Source organism: Lysinibacillus sp. NPDC097214 (assembly GCF_050277945.1).
GTDB classification, from domain to species: domain Bacteria; phylum Bacillota; class Bacilli; order Bacillales_A; family Planococcaceae; genus Lysinibacillus; species Lysinibacillus xylanilyticus_B.
This window is the reverse complement of record NZ_JBNNSS010000001.1, coordinates 344,526-358,370: the sequence shown is the minus strand read 5'-3', so window position 1 is coordinate 358,370 and position 13,845 is coordinate 344,526. Positions and strand designations below refer to the sequence as shown.

Here is a 13,845-nt window from a genome sequence, read left to right as displayed (position 1 = left end):
GTGTGAGTAGCTACGAACGATTTGCGCACGTGTATGACGAACTGCAAACGGATATCCCTTATGAACGTTATGTGGGATGGGTTTTGCAGCATGCACCGAGCAGTCAATGCCCGAATCTTTTAGATATCGGCTGTGGTACAGGTGTGCTTGGCCTACAGTTTGCGCAAGCAGGTTACAAGGTGAGTGGGATTGACTTATCTGAAGATATGCTCTCAATTGCCGCAGAGCGCTTTGCTGATGCAGGATTACGTGTACCTCTTTATTGTATGTCGATGGATGAATTAGAGGGCTTTGAGGCGCTTGACGTTGTAACAGTTGCTATTGATTCGCTGAATTATGTAGTGGAAGAAAAAGCAGTTTATTCAACATTAGAACGTATTTATGGTGCTTTACGAGATGGCGGCCAGCTGTTTTTTGACGTGCATTCGTTATTTAAAATGAATGATATATTTTTAGACGGACCGTTTACGTATGACGATGGAGATATTAGCTATGTATGGCATACGGAGCCTGGCGATTTTGAACATTCCGTTGTCCACCAAATGACGTTTTATGTGCGTGATGCTGAGAGTAATCTGTATGAACGCTTCGACGAGGAGCATAACCAGCGCACATTCTCAATTGAGCAATATGTGGCGTGGCTTCAGGAAATTGGCTTTAAACATGTAGAAGTAACAGCCGATTTTACAGATGAAGGTCCTGAATATGAAAGTGAACGCATTTTTATCCGTGCGGTGAAATAGAAGAACAGCTTGCTGGTAAATTGCCCAGCGAGCTGTTTTTTTACTTTGTGAATAAGTTCTCTTTGCTAAGAAAACAAAAATTGTACAGTATCGATTTTGAAGTGGTGAATAAAGAAGAAAAGAATGTTTATTAGCGCAAATTATTTTCAGACAAATCGTAGGTTTGAACATCTGTATGGAAATAAAAGTGATAGCCTAATTGACGGATTAGATGAAGCTGTAGACGTTTTTGATTGGCAGGGGTATATAGTGCAGAAAAATGCTTTATTAAAGCAATTACAGGCTAAGAAAGGTACTTATGCTTAATTTAACTGATTATGCACCATTATTATCTCGTTAGATATGAAAGAACAAGCTTAATTGTGTGATTTTCTATTCAATATTTCGCAAGAAAGGCGGATTGTTTGCTAACATACGCAAAAATGATGTGGATAGAGATAATTCATTTTCGATTCAGAATAACTTGCAGGAACTGAATAAACGAAATAATTGTAAGAGTAATTTTTCTTTTATTTATACTACCCAATTAAAGGAGCTGAAATTATGTGGCACTTAACATTGCAAGAGAAAAAAGCGTATGAAAATGCGATGAAACTATTTATTTACGAATCTGATGAGGAGTGGACACAATACATCGCCTATGCAAAGGAAAATGATATTGATCCATATAAGGAAAAGAAGAAGGAATTAGATGAAATACGCGATAGTTTAATGAACTATTTACCACTGCGATTCCATACATATGTTATAGATGGTACGTTGAATACACCAGATGTTCCTAAACATGTACGGGTAGACTTTTTAGGATGGAGAAATGAACAGGAGCAGCTATTTGAAAATATTCTCGAAGCAGCATATGAGGAAAAACAGAAAACGTTGGCTTATATGGAATCGAAGGAGAGAGAGGTCTTTGAGCAAAGTCTTCATGATGCAACAATAGTTAGTATTCACCGTAATGCTACTCAAGTGGAATTAACATTTGATATGGCAGGAGGCTTTACTGCAAAATCAATCATTTCTCTAACGTTCACCAATATTATAAGTGAGGTAGGTCAAGTAGAACCGGAGCAGTTTTATATTTATGACGAGCTCAGAAAAACAGCGAATGGAATGGCACTACGTGTTATTTTTGATTGTCCAGAGGTAGAATGGACGATTGAAGCAGAGGAGTTGGACGCTGAATTTTATTATCGTCCAAAAACATATAGTGATTTTGCTGAAAACGGTAATTTTTCTAACTACGTTCAAACATTGAAGCTAGAGCATGGCTTAACCTTTATTACACCTCAATTAAAACAGCGAGTAATCGGGATTCAGCAACACGCACCGTTTATAATTTTAGAAAATAGCTTTCTATATGAAAATGATCAAGGCGTTTTTGTGGATACAATACGTGTGGCAGACAAGTTAGATGATTGTATTCATTTTATACATACAGATACATATGAAGACCCGTATGCACATTTCAGTGAGCCAGTACCAATACAGGACTTGGAGGCAGCGGCACTTGGTACAGATATAGAGTTAAAGGTTCGCGCATGGAATACGATGTATGCCAATCCAGTCCAGCTCGCGGAGAAGATTAATGATATTTTAATGCAGATGATCTCTGCTCATGAAGATGAGATGATGCAAAATGTGTTTATTCGCCATTTTAACAGTGAGGGAATCTTAACGTCTGAGCTACAAGCGAAATTTAAGGATTTATTAGAAGACTAAGCTTTTTAAAAATTATTGCTTAAAAGAGCTACTTTGCACTAAAATGCATTGTGGTTCTTTTTACATTGATTGATAGAAATAAAAGTGATGGATTGAATCATTGAAGTGATTTAGTTGATTGGAGTGGAGGCTGGGCGACTCCTTGGGGATCAGCGATAGAGGAACGGAGGCTAAAAGCATCACATCCTGTGATAACGCCTACGTGACCAACCTCGTGTTGGCCCGAGACCCTGGAGCGAGCAACGCGAGTGAAGCGGCTCATCGGACGCCCCCAGGAAAGCGCCCAGCCGGAACGGAAATCAACCACACGTTTTGGTGGTGAGCCTTTATGATGGCTGACATAATAACATGATTTCACATTATTATGCATGCCATCATAAGCAAAGGGTAGGGATACCTTTGTTTTTGTCTTAATAGATAATTTATCTTTTCAACGCATGAATGATATTGTAAGATGAAATAGACTCCATATGATTACCTTTTGCAAAGGAAAGGATGTTAGTTGATGATCCAATCTTTTTGGCAAAAGTATAAAAAAAGTATGTTGATCCCCGGCATACTAGTTATCAGTGGATTTTGTTACTTCTTTTTTTCGAGTTCTGACTCTTCACCTCCCCAAGAAGAGCTCATCGAAACAATCCAACCTATTGAACAACATGAAATAAAAGAATCTGTTGATGAAGCGGTCATACAGCAGGTATTTGTTGATATAAAGGGTGCTGTTATGTATCCCGGTGTCTATGAGCTACAGCCCGACAAACGCATTATAGATGCCGTACAGCTTGCTGGTGGCTATACTCAGGATGCTGATACACAACTCATTAATCATGCGCAAAAAGTTGAGGATGAGATGGTTATTTACATTCCTCAAAAGGGTGAGAAGCAAGACGAAATTACCTCATCTATTTTAACGATGCCTACTAGCGGAACTTCACAAGGTGACAACGGTGTGAAAGATCAAAAGGTCAATTTAAATAAAGCAGATGAAGCAATGCTTACGACATTATCAGGTATTGGTCCATCAAAGGCTCAAAGCATTATTTCGTACCGTGAGGAGAATGGTGGCTTTAAAACCATTGAGGATTTAAAAAAAGTGAGTGGTATTGGTGAAAAAACGTATGAGAAGCTGAAGGATTTCATTACTGTTAAGTAATGGCAGTAAGTTTTGAGATATTGACGACTCTTTTCGAAAAGGGCTACACTATAAAGCATAGTGACTGTTGCAGTAAAAGCACAGTTTGTTAATGGCTCATTACCAAAAGTTGTGGATGAAATTTGATAAGACGTATGCCTTGTAAATAAGTTGATCTTCGTTACGACTGGGCGACTCCTTGGGGATCAGCGATAGAGGAACGAAGGCTAAAAGCATCACATCCTGTGACAACGCCTTCGTGACCAACATCGGTGCTGCTGCCGCTACGTTAACACTACGCTTTCGCGCAGAAAACATCTGTTGGCCCGAGACCCTGCAGCGAAGCGAAGCGGCTCATCGGACGCCCCCAGGAAGCTCTGCTCTGTGCGAAAGCGAAGCGTCAGCAATTGTTTTATCTGTGCGAAAGCGTAGCGACAGCAACAACAAAGCGCCCAGTCGGAACGGAAATCAACCACACGTTAGGGTGATGAGCCTTGTTAATTCAATGTATGTAAAATTTTGGAGGTAGTCATATGGAGCGAATTACTTGGGATCAATTTTTCATGGCGCAAAGCCATTTACTCGCATTACGTAGTACATGTACAAGGCTTGCAGTAGGAGCAACTGTTGTAAGAGATAAGCGAATTATTGCTGGTGGCTATAATGGCTCAATTACAGGTGATGAACATTGTATTGAAAATGGTTGCTATGTTGTTGATAACCATTGTGTGCGCACAGTGCATGCTGAGATGAATGCACTACTACAATGTGCTAAATACGGGACGCCTACAAAAGGTGCAGACTTATATGTTACACATTTCCCATGTCTACCATGTACGAAATCTATTATTCAAGCAGGTATTGAACGTGTGTATTACGCGACGGATTATAAAAATAATCCTTATGCACAAGAGTTATTTGAAAAAGCAGGTGTAGAGGTGGTACACGTTCCGTTCGACGAACGTAAAATCGACTTCTTAAGCGACGAAAAATTAGCCTTGTATATAGACATGCTAAACGAGCTTCGTGAGAGTGGTATGCCTGCAGAAAAACTGCTCCCATTTGAACAGAAGGTGAGTGCATTATTTGGCAAAAAGCTTTAAAGCATAAATGGATTTACGTAGCACTAGCTGTACTTGTTGCTTCAATAGCGGCACACAAGTCAGCTTGGCTACTCGCCGTTCTTCTGCTTTTCGTGTTAGGGCTTAAATGGAAAGGTGAAACACGTTTAATTTCAGCTCTTGTGATCGTCTTTGGATTTCTTTCCTATTTCTTCATCGTTACATTTCAACTGACGGACTCTTCCCCTCTACCGTCAACATTCCCAATAACTTGGTCGAGCGAATATAAAATAAATGGTCAAAAACTCAGAGGCTTTGTAAAAACTGAAACAGATGAGAAGCTGTATGTCGTATATACTTTTTCGTCAGAAGAAGAGAAAAGCTTTTATGAAACTACTTCATTGACAGGTAGGACCTATCTAGTTCAAGGAGAACTTATAGCACCCCTTCCACCCGCACATGCGTATGCGTTTTCGATGGAAAAATATTTAATCAGTAAAGGTGCTAGGGGAATATTTGAAGTTTCAAACTGGACCTTTATAGAAGAGAAAACATCCATTCGTTCGTTTCTTGCTAAACAGAGACACTATATGAAAAAACATATTGAAACAACATTCCCTAAGTCACTAGTTGCAGAGGCACAAGCACTTCTAATAGGATTACAGGATCAAGTCGACCATGAGCTTCAAAGAGCCTATCAAAAGCTTGGCATCACACATATATTTGCTATCTCTGGTTTACATGTGGCACTTGTCTCATGGTTGTTTTTTGAAGGTCTTCTACGTATAGGTATACGAAAGGAAATGGCGACCTTAGTGTTACTCATCATCTTACCTATATATGGGGTGATAGCTGGTGGTGCGCCTTCCGTATGGCGCGCAGTATCTGTCGTAGAATTAATCATGTTGATGCGTTACGCTAGATGGCACATATCTATGGATGATGCTCTAGCCATTAGCTTTATTTGCTTTGTCCTACTTGAACCAGGTGTCATTTATCAGATTGGCTTTCAATTGTCATATTTAGCAACGGTTAGTCTCGTCTATTCAGCTGTCATTTTTAGACTATTCGCGAACTGGTTAATCCGCTCATTTTTCATTACATTTGTGTGCCAGCTTCTTGTATATCCATTATTGCTCCATCATTTTTATGAAATTTCTATTTCTTCATTTTTAGCAAATATTATTTTTGTACCACTGTTTTCCTTTGTTATTCTACCTTTTAATATGGTCATGTTTGTTATAACAATACTATCAATGCCAGTAGCAAAAGCTTTATTTGAAGTGTACGAGCCGCTCCGTGTTTGGCTTACAAAGTTTATTTTATATCTTCAAGAATTGCCGTTTCAGCTGTGGTCGCCAGGGAAGCCCGCTATATGGCTTCTTTGCGTGGCGTTGATAAGTGTATTAGCAGGCTTCTATTTTATCGAGATAAAACAGTATTGTAAATTTGCAGTTGTGATCTTTATTCCTGCATTATGTATTCATTTTTTTCCGATGCTGTTTAGCGAAACTAAACTTACATTTTTAAATGTTGGTCAAGGTGATTGTACAGTTATTGAATTACCGTTTAGAAGGGCTGTGTATGTTATTGATTCAGGTGGCTTACTACGCTTTGAGCAGGACGTATGGAAGACGTCAGACAGCCCATATGAGGTCGGGAGGCAAGTTGTTGTCCCGTTTTTGAAAGGCAAAGGGATACGAGACATTGATATTTTTATCGCCACTCATGCGGATGCTGATCACGTAGAGGGCGCTGAAGAGATATTGCAGGAGATTAACATGCATGAAATTCACCTCACTCCTGGTTCAATGGACAAGCCTGTAATGCGGGATTTACTGATGGAAGCCAAAAAGAAAAAAGTTCCTGTAAAAGAAAAAATGCAGGGAACAGCTTGGCGTATAGGAAAAACTACTTTTCATTATTTATGGCCCCGTGACACTCTTTATGAGGGCAATGATGATTCAATCGTTTTATATATGCAACAGGGGTCATTTCGAGCATTGTTAACTGGTGACTTAGAGGAACATGGTGAACAGGAGCTTATTCATCTTTATAACAAACAATTAGCGGATATGACATTGTTGAAGGCTGGACACCATGGCAGTAAAACATCAAGTATTGAGCCATTTGTAGAGCTGCTACGGCCTGAACTAACCATTTTCAGTGCTGGGCTCAATAATCGTTACCGTCATCCACATGAAGAGATTGTGGAGCGTTTTACAAGTCGAAATTTATCTACGTTAACAACTGGAATAGATGGGACGATTGAAGTAAGAATTCTAGAGAATAGTTGGTTTGTGCAAAAGGAAAAAGACCTTGTCCAATGAGCCGGTCTTTTTCCTCGTAAATTACATTCAATTATCTAGATGCTACTTCTACTACTATTGCGATGATAAACATAAGTGAAAACATTCCGAATGATACACCGAAACCAACTCCTGAATCAGTTGCATCGTTACGGCTACATTGTATGTTTTTTCCTTCAAATGGATTCATTGTTATCCCTCCAATTCTGTTATTTATTATAAGACAACAATTTCATAAAAGCTATATCGAAAAGGAGAATCTGCCAAATGGCAAGGAATCGACACAATTTTTGTCAAAGTCACAAAGGAATATAAATAATGTATACTAGTAGTATTGCTACATGGAGGGAAAATTATGATTTCAACGGTTTGGAATAATATCAAAAAGGGAGAGCTCTCACCAGTTTATTTACTCGTTGGTGAAGAAAGCTATTTTATAGACGAAACAGTTAAACGATTAAAAGAAGCGATAGGGCACGAAGAAGAGATCGAGATGTCAACATTTGATTTGGAAGAAATGCCAGTGGATGTCGTTATGGATGAAGCAGATACAATTCCTTTTTTCTCTGAGCGAAAGCTGATCATTGCCAAAAACGCATCCTTTTTAAAGGCAACCGAAAAAGGAAAAGAAAAAATTGACCATGATATAAAACGCTTAGAAGCATGGCTTGCTAACCCTTCTGATTTTTCAGTAACAGTTTTTATCGCACCATATGAAAAATTGGATGAACGTAAAAAAGTGACAAAGATGATGAAGGAGCATGCGTTATTAGTCCAAGCTGAAACACCAAAGGAGCAGGACTTAGCCGTGTGGATACAAAGTAGAGTCAAAGCCGAGGGCAATAGCATCACACAAAATGCACTTGAGCAGCTTGTCGCAATGGTTGGACCGAATATGCTACAGTTGCAAATGGAAATTGAGAAGCTGACTCTTTATGTAGGAAATGGCGGTGAAATAACTGCTACGTTAGTCGAGGATTTAGTAGCAAAAACGTTAGAGCAGGATGCCTTTAAAATGTTAAATGCTTATTTTGCGAACGATTCTGTAGGGGCATTGTCTATTTATCACGATTTACTACGTCAAAAGCAAGAGCCTATCATGCTTGTTGGATTGCTTGCATCAAATGTACGTACGATGTCCAATGTATTTTATTTATTAAAAAAGGGCTATCATCCACAGCAAATCGCAAAAAATTTAAAAATACATCCTTATCGTGTCAAGCTGATGGTTGAGCAGCGTAATCGTCCATCAGAGGAAAGCTTATTGAAGGCTTTATATCAGTTAGCAGAGGTCGATTTACAACTGAAATCAACAGGAGGCAATCGTGAGCGTTATTTAGAACTCTTTTTACTGCGCCGACTCTAAATGTAACGATTGTTTAGAATGAAATATATCTATTGATGAGCTGTCCGAAGCAATATGGGCAGCTCTTTATTTTCGTTCAGTAAGTATCAGGCGTGTTGATTAGGAACATATAGGTTTATAATTGGCTGATAAAAGGATTTTTTTTTGTTGATATTTTGCTAATGTCTGATTGTAGCGTAGGGCTACTCGACTCCCGCGGGAAAGCGAGACAGACGAGACCCTGAGGCCAACATGATGTTGGTCACGAAGGCATTGTCACAGGACGTGACGCATTTAGCCTTCGTTCCTTTAGCGAAGGAAGCGGCTCGACGCTAGCCCGCAGGAAGCCTTGCTCTGCGCGAAAGCGAAGCGTCAGCGACAAATGTTTTATCTGTGCGAAAGCGTAGCGGCAGCAACAAATGTTTTATCTGTGCGAAAGCGTAGCGGCAGCAACAAAGCGAGTAGCCCATAACGAAATCAGAGCCCTCTAATTAATTATAGTGGATAAAAATAACAACACGCTTGAGTAAGTATCATAGTAGGAAAATGAAGTGACAGCTATAGTTACAATTACGATTAGGGGTAATTGATTTTTCCTATAAATAAAAAGATCAGTAACTCTTAATAGAGTATACTGATCCTTTACAACAATTACGCTTTTTTAGCAAGGCGAGACTTTTTACGAGCCGCCGCGTTTTTGTGGATAAGTCCTTTTGAAGCTGCTTTATCTAATGATTTGTAAGCTGCTTGTAAAAGTTCTTGTGTGTTTTCAGCTTTAGCAGCAACAGCGTTTTCAGCTTTTTTCACTGTAGTACGCATTGCAGATTTAGCTTTAGTGTTAGCAGCGTTAGCTTTTTCGTTAACTTTTACGCGTTTAATCGCAGATTTAATGTTTGGCATATGTTTCACCTCCTAAAATAGGTACGAGATGATATCTTCTCATTTGATTTCTTGTGTCAATACAACAAAAATCATTTTAACAAACGCTTGGCCAAATTGCAATAGATAAATGCAAAGAATATTTACTTGACAGTTTGAACAAACTACAGTTGAGGTGAACTGTATGCAAAACTTTAATTGGCAACGTACAGATTTAATTGATGAATCTGAAGAGGTTGTTTTACATCAAACGAAAGAACAAAAAGAAACGCTTGAAGAATCAAGTGGTATTCAAATTGAAGATCGGAATGCTGGTCGGGTAAAAATTACAGATGTACTTGTGAATGCAGAAGGCGAGCAACAAATTGGGAAGAAGAAAGGGCAGTACATTACACTATCTGTGCCTACTTTGACGCTAGAAGATCGAGATGGATTTGAGCAGCTTGAGAAAGAATTGCTTGTGAATTTTAAAAAAATGCATGAATCCATGTCATGGCAAGAAGATGACAAAATTTTAATTATTGGTCTAGGTAATCGTACAATTACACCAGATGCTATAGGACCATATCTTATTGATCATTTGCATAGTTTAGATGTAATTGATGAAAAATTCGTCATGTATGCGCCTGGTGTAACGGGGCAAACAGGATATGAAACTGGTGAATTTGTAGCGGCGTTGGCAGAACGTCTAAAGCCCAAATTAATTATTGTTGTAGACGCACTTGCAACTAGAGCGAGTAATCGCTTATGTAAAACAATTCAATTAACGGATACAGGAATACACCCTGGTTCAGGCGTAGGAAATAAGCGTAAGGAAATCTCATATGAGATGCTTGGCATTCCTGTTACCGCAATTGGTATCCCAACAGTAGTCGATGCACCTGTACTAATTGCCGATGCTGTAGAGGTAATGCTACGTTCAATAGCTGCACGAGTGTCAGAACGGAGTAAACCTTCATCAAAATTGTCATTGTCGTCTTGGCAACCAGATATCAATAAAGAACTAGATATGTCTTTAGTACAGCCGATTTTTGGTGAATGGGCTACATGGTCTAAAGAAGAGCGTCAGCAATTGTTTGAAGAGACTTTCGCAGGCTCGCATACACAGCTGATGGTCACTCCAAAGGAAGCCGATTATTGGATAGATAATTATGCAAAACTCGTATCATCTATGCTTATGAAATGGGCAAATAATCTATAATTTTTTCCGTTCTAAAAGGCACACCCTCTCCATACGATAAGGGGAGGAGGGTGTGACTTTGCTAAAAAAACTACAGTGGTCATTTGGTTTATTATTGTTCTTCTTCGTATTACCTGTCATTGCTGGGCAACTTCCGTTCAACAAGCAAGCATCGACTCCGATTAAAGAGCCAGAGGATAAACCAGTCGTGTTTGCCGCTACTAATTTACCTGAACAAAGTGTCCTTGAGCAGACAAAAGAGGAAACACCAGAAGAGGTAACAAAAGAGGTAACAAAAGATCCATTTAAAGTATTGTTAGTATTTACACATTCACAGGAATCATATCAACCAATGGTGCAAGCTGTTAGCGGGAAAGCGGCCGTTTATGATGAAAAAACAAATATTTTTAATTTAAAAGATACGATTTCTAAGCATTTTAGTATGAACGGTATACAAACGGACGTTTTAGACGTTGATGTGATGAAGGAATTAAAACGTCAGAAAAAAACTTTTCCGGCTGCTTACAACGTTGTACGTCCTTATTTAGCAAAACGTTTACAAGAGCAATCCTACGATTTAGTGATTGATTTGCATCGAGATTCTGCTAAGAAAAATGCAACAACGATAACCCATAATAACGAATCATATGCACGGATTGCCATTGTCATTGGTGCAGAGCATAAGAATTATAGATGGAATACTGCTTATGCAGAAAGTCTATCAGCTACTATGAATGAAATTGTGCCGAAAATTTCCAGAGGTGTTATATCAAAAAGTGGTGACAATGTGGATGGTCGTTATAATCAAGATTTAACAAAAGAAATGATCTTAATCGAAATAGGTGGAATTGACAATACAGAAGAAGAATTGAATCGTACAATTGCTGTAATAGGAAAAGCTATAGCAAAATCCTTCGTTACAGAAAAACAAGAGTAAAACAATATATTAGAGATTGTCAAAATAGTCTCTCTTTTTGCCAATTAGGCGTTGTTTTTACTATTTTTTTAAAAGAATAATTGTTAGCAAAAATGATAGGAATTTTTTTAGAAAAAATAGAAGTTAAGCCTTTTATTTATTCGTTTCTTGCCTTATAATTTTCGAGTCAGCACATAAAGATTTGACTTTGAATTGTAAAAGTTTTGCGGCATATGCAATAGGCGGAATACGCTTTTGAAGCATCTACCATTTTTGGAGATGCTTTTTTGATGGATAAAATAAACCTTTATTCTAAAAAGGATAAAGGGGCAACTATACATATGAGAAGAATTTCGTGTTGTTTATGATAAAATTTAAACTTTTATAATTACTCATCCGTCATTTATATAAGTGATTGCACTGATTCACTAGTTAAAAGGGGACGATATTTAACTTAAAACTAACGTTTACACTATAAAAAATGCGGCAAAGATTTATGGATTATCGGAAGAAGAGGTCGGAATATTATGTCAGGCAAGGCAGTCAATCATCGTTATATCCCTGGGTTAGATGGGATTCGAGCTTTAGCAGTACTAGCTGTGATAGCTTATCATTTTAACTTCAAATGGGCCAGTGGTGGGTTCCTAGGAGTTGATATCTTTTTTGTTTTATCGGGTTACTTAATTACTTCTACTGTTTTACCCTTAAAAGGAAATCAGTTAACAGTAGGTTTAGGAAAATTTTGGATGGGGCGATTTCGACGCCTACTACCTGCTGCATACGTAATGATTATTACTTCATTCGCTTGGGCTACCTTATTTCATAAGGATCTTCTAAATACATTGCGTGGAGATGCAATATCCTCTATTTTTTATTCAAGTAATTGGTGGTTCATTTTTCATAAACTCTCTTATTTTGATAGTTTTGGATCCCCTTCACCTATAAAAAATTTATGGTCTTTAGCCATTGAGGAACAATTTTATCTTATTTGGCCAATTCTATTAATGCTAGGGCTTTATCTTGTTAAAAAGCCTGCTAAATTAGCCATTTATATCTTTATCGGTGCATTATGCTCAGCTGTGTTAATGGGCATACTGTATGAGCCAGGAGCGGATCCAAGTCGAGTATATTACGGGACAGATACGCGTTCTTTTGAATTACTTATAGGCTGCTGGCTAGCGCTCGTTTGGCCAATGAAAAGACTATCTTCTCAAAAATTATCTACTGACCATGTCAATAAACTAAATGTAATAAGCTTAGTTGCTTTTAGTATTTTCATTTTAAGTATTATTTTTGTAGATGAATATCAAACTTTCTTATATAGAGGAGGTATGTTCCTATTTTGTTTGAATGCAGCTATATTAATAGCATGTGTTTGTCATCCAATTAGCATTTTAGGAAAAATACTTTCTTTAAAGCCTCTACGTTGGATAGGTTCAAGATCATATGGAATTTATCTATGGCATTATCCGATTATGGTATTGGGTACTCCAGTCCATGAAATAGGTAATCCTGTGTACTGGCGAGTTGCATTACAATTAGTTCTTATTTTGATGATTGCTGAATTATCATATCGTTATATCGAAATGCCAATACGTAAGGAAGGCTTCCGCTCCTATTATCGACAGCATTTAGTAATTAATAAAAATAAATGGAGCAGCCTTACGTTTGCTAGAAAAATTTCAACGGTGCTCGTTCCACTATTCCTTTTAGTATTTTTTACTGGGATGACGGGTGTTGTAGGTGAAGAAAAAACGGACTCAAAAGAGTCTCAACCAACCGAAATTAAAATAAGCGGTGGAGAACAACCTTCGAAGCAACAGGATGCCGTAGCGGAAAAAGAAACACCAGAAAGCGGCTCAGCGAATGTTGAGAATGAAAAAGCTGAAGCTAGCCCTCCTGACAAAGAAGAACCTAAGCAAGGAGAAAATGATACAACTGCGAACCCTGAAAAAGAATCCTATAATGGAATATTAGCAATTGGAGATTCTTTAATGATAGATATTGCTTCAAGCTTACATAACATCTATCCAAACATTACGATTGATGCAAAAATTGGTCGCCAAGTTTCACAAGCGATCCAACTGGCACCCAATTATGCTAGTTTTAATCAGCCAAATAAAGCTGTTATTATTCAACTTGGCACAAATGGTTTCTTTTCGAATGATCAGATAGATGCACTACTTGAAGCTTTCTCCAATGCCGATATTTATTTAGTGAATACTCGGGTACCTCGTACTTGGGAAGGTAAAGTGAATTATTCATTACAACAAAAAGCTCAAGAGCATGATAATATTACATTGATTGATTGGCATTCGACTGCCATCAATCATCCAGAATTCTTTGCTCCAGATGGCGTACATTTAGAACAAAAAGGTGTTAATACGTTAACGAGCCTAATTCAACAATCCGTAAATATATAATTTAGTAATAAAATATCCAGAGTGCACGTAAGTGTAGCTGGATATTTTTTTGTAGGAAAATATAGACGCAGATTTTCATTCTACATTGGCGTTCCAATATACTGTACTTTATTGTCGATACATATTTGCATAAAAAAA

The 13,845-nt window shown here is 38.0% G+C and carries 12 protein-coding genes; 10 read left to right on the top strand and 2 right to left on the bottom strand.

From position 1 onward, the window contains the following. Positions 1 to 2 precede the first annotated feature (2 nt). The 6 genes from ACQKMI_RS01770 to ACQKMI_RS01745 all read left to right on the top strand — a co-directional run bounded on the left by ACQKMI_RS01770 (position 3) and on the right by ACQKMI_RS01745 (position 6,985). On the top strand, positions 3 to 743 hold the full coding sequence (locus ACQKMI_RS01770) for a class I SAM-dependent DNA methyltransferase (RefSeq protein ID WP_427486923.1): 741 nt from the start codon (positions 3 to 5) through the stop codon (positions 741 to 743). 123 nt (positions 744 to 866) lie between these two features. Further along, the gene (locus tag ACQKMI_RS01765; RefSeq protein ID WP_427486922.1) at positions 867 to 1,049 is read left to right on the top strand and encodes a hypothetical protein; all 183 of its coding nucleotides are present in this window, start codon (positions 867 to 869) and stop codon (positions 1,047 to 1,049) included. A 237-nt stretch (positions 1,050 to 1,286) separates the two neighbouring features. Beyond that, entirely contained in the window at positions 1,287 to 2,462 is a 1,176-nt protein-coding gene (locus ACQKMI_RS01760) for a DUF4085 family protein (protein WP_427486921.1), read from the top strand. 505 nt (positions 2,463 to 2,967) lie between these two features. Then, positions 2,968 to 3,615 carry a helix-hairpin-helix domain-containing protein gene (locus ACQKMI_RS01755; RefSeq protein ID WP_427486919.1) on the top strand — a complete coding sequence of 216 codons (648 nt, stop codon included), beginning with the start codon at positions 2,968 to 2,970 and terminating at the stop codon, positions 3,613 to 3,615. A gap of 512 nt (positions 3,616 to 4,127) precedes the next feature. Further along, entirely contained in the window at positions 4,128 to 4,697 is a 570-nt protein-coding gene (locus ACQKMI_RS01750) for a ComE operon protein 2 (RefSeq protein ID WP_427486918.1), read from the top strand. 92 nt (positions 4,698 to 4,789) lie between these two features. Further along, positions 4,790 to 6,985, top strand: a complete 2,196-nt coding sequence (locus tag ACQKMI_RS01745; protein ID WP_427486917.1) for a DNA internalization-related competence protein ComEC/Rec2 — start codon at positions 4,790 to 4,792, stop codon at positions 6,983 to 6,985. Between the two features lie 31 nt (positions 6,986 to 7,016). On the opposite strand, the gene ACQKMI_RS01740 is transcribed toward ACQKMI_RS01745, so the two are convergent. After that, complete coding sequence (locus ACQKMI_RS01740; protein ID WP_323647422.1) at positions 7,017 to 7,154, bottom strand: YqzM family protein; 138 nt, start codon at positions 7,152 to 7,154, stop codon at positions 7,017 to 7,019. Between the two features lie 165 nt (positions 7,155 to 7,319). Between ACQKMI_RS01740 and holA the strand changes: the two genes are divergently transcribed. After that, entirely contained in the window at positions 7,320 to 8,330 is a 1,011-nt protein-coding gene (gene holA, locus ACQKMI_RS01735) for a DNA polymerase III subunit delta (RefSeq protein WP_427486916.1), read from the top strand. A gap of 630 nt (positions 8,331 to 8,960) precedes the next feature. On the opposite strand, the gene rpsT is transcribed toward holA, so the two are convergent. After that, a complete protein-coding gene (gene rpsT / locus ACQKMI_RS01730) occupies positions 8,961 to 9,209 on the bottom strand; it encodes a 30S ribosomal protein S20 (RefSeq protein ID WP_079562884.1) in 249 nt (82 codons plus the stop codon). 163 nt (positions 9,210 to 9,372) lie between these two features. On the opposite strand from rpsT, the gene gpr reads away from it, so the two are divergent. From gpr to ACQKMI_RS01715, 3 genes are all read left to right on the top strand, one after another. After that, complete coding sequence (gpr, locus tag ACQKMI_RS01725; protein WP_427486914.1) at positions 9,373 to 10,389, top strand: GPR endopeptidase; 1,017 nt, start codon at positions 9,373 to 9,375, stop codon at positions 10,387 to 10,389. Between the two features lie 52 nt (positions 10,390 to 10,441). After that, positions 10,442 to 11,305: a stage II sporulation protein P gene (gene spoIIP, locus ACQKMI_RS01720; protein ID WP_427486913.1), complete on the top strand. Its 864-nt coding sequence runs from the start codon at positions 10,442 to 10,444 to the stop codon at positions 11,303 to 11,305. Positions 11,306 to 11,811: 506 nt separating this feature from the next. Further along, positions 11,812 to 13,707, top strand: coding sequence for an acyltransferase family protein (locus ACQKMI_RS01715; RefSeq protein ID WP_427486912.1), 1,896 nt, complete (start codon positions 11,812 to 11,814; stop codon positions 13,705 to 13,707). The last annotated feature ends 138 nt before the right edge of the window (positions 13,708 to 13,845 follow it).

What these genes read in the sequence shown, in the direction of transcription:
- gpr (WP_427486914.1), top strand. Translation starts at nt 9,373, where the DNA reads ATGCAAAACTTTAATTGGCAACGTACAGATTTAATTGATGAATCTGAA.
- ACQKMI_RS01740 (WP_323647422.1), bottom strand. Translation starts at nt 7,154, where the DNA reads ATGAATCCATTTGAAGGAAAAAACATACAATGTAGCCGTAACGATGCA.
- ACQKMI_RS01760 (WP_427486921.1), top strand. Translation starts at nt 1,287, where the DNA reads ATGTGGCACTTAACATTGCAAGAGAAAAAAGCGTATGAAAATGCGATG.
- rpsT (WP_079562884.1), bottom strand. Translation starts at nt 9,209, where the DNA reads ATGCCAAACATTAAATCTGCGATTAAACGCGTAAAAGTTAACGAAAAA.
- ACQKMI_RS01765 (WP_427486922.1), top strand. Translation starts at nt 867, where the DNA reads ATGTTTATTAGCGCAAATTATTTTCAGACAAATCGTAGGTTTGAACAT.
- ACQKMI_RS01750 (WP_427486918.1), top strand. Translation starts at nt 4,128, where the DNA reads ATGGAGCGAATTACTTGGGATCAATTTTTCATGGCGCAAAGCCATTTA.
- ACQKMI_RS01755 (WP_427486919.1), top strand. Translation starts at nt 2,968, where the DNA reads ATGATCCAATCTTTTTGGCAAAAGTATAAAAAAAGTATGTTGATCCCC.
- ACQKMI_RS01715 (WP_427486912.1), top strand. Translation starts at nt 11,812, where the DNA reads ATGTCAGGCAAGGCAGTCAATCATCGTTATATCCCTGGGTTAGATGGG.
- holA (WP_427486916.1), top strand. Translation starts at nt 7,320, where the DNA reads ATGATTTCAACGGTTTGGAATAATATCAAAAAGGGAGAGCTCTCACCA.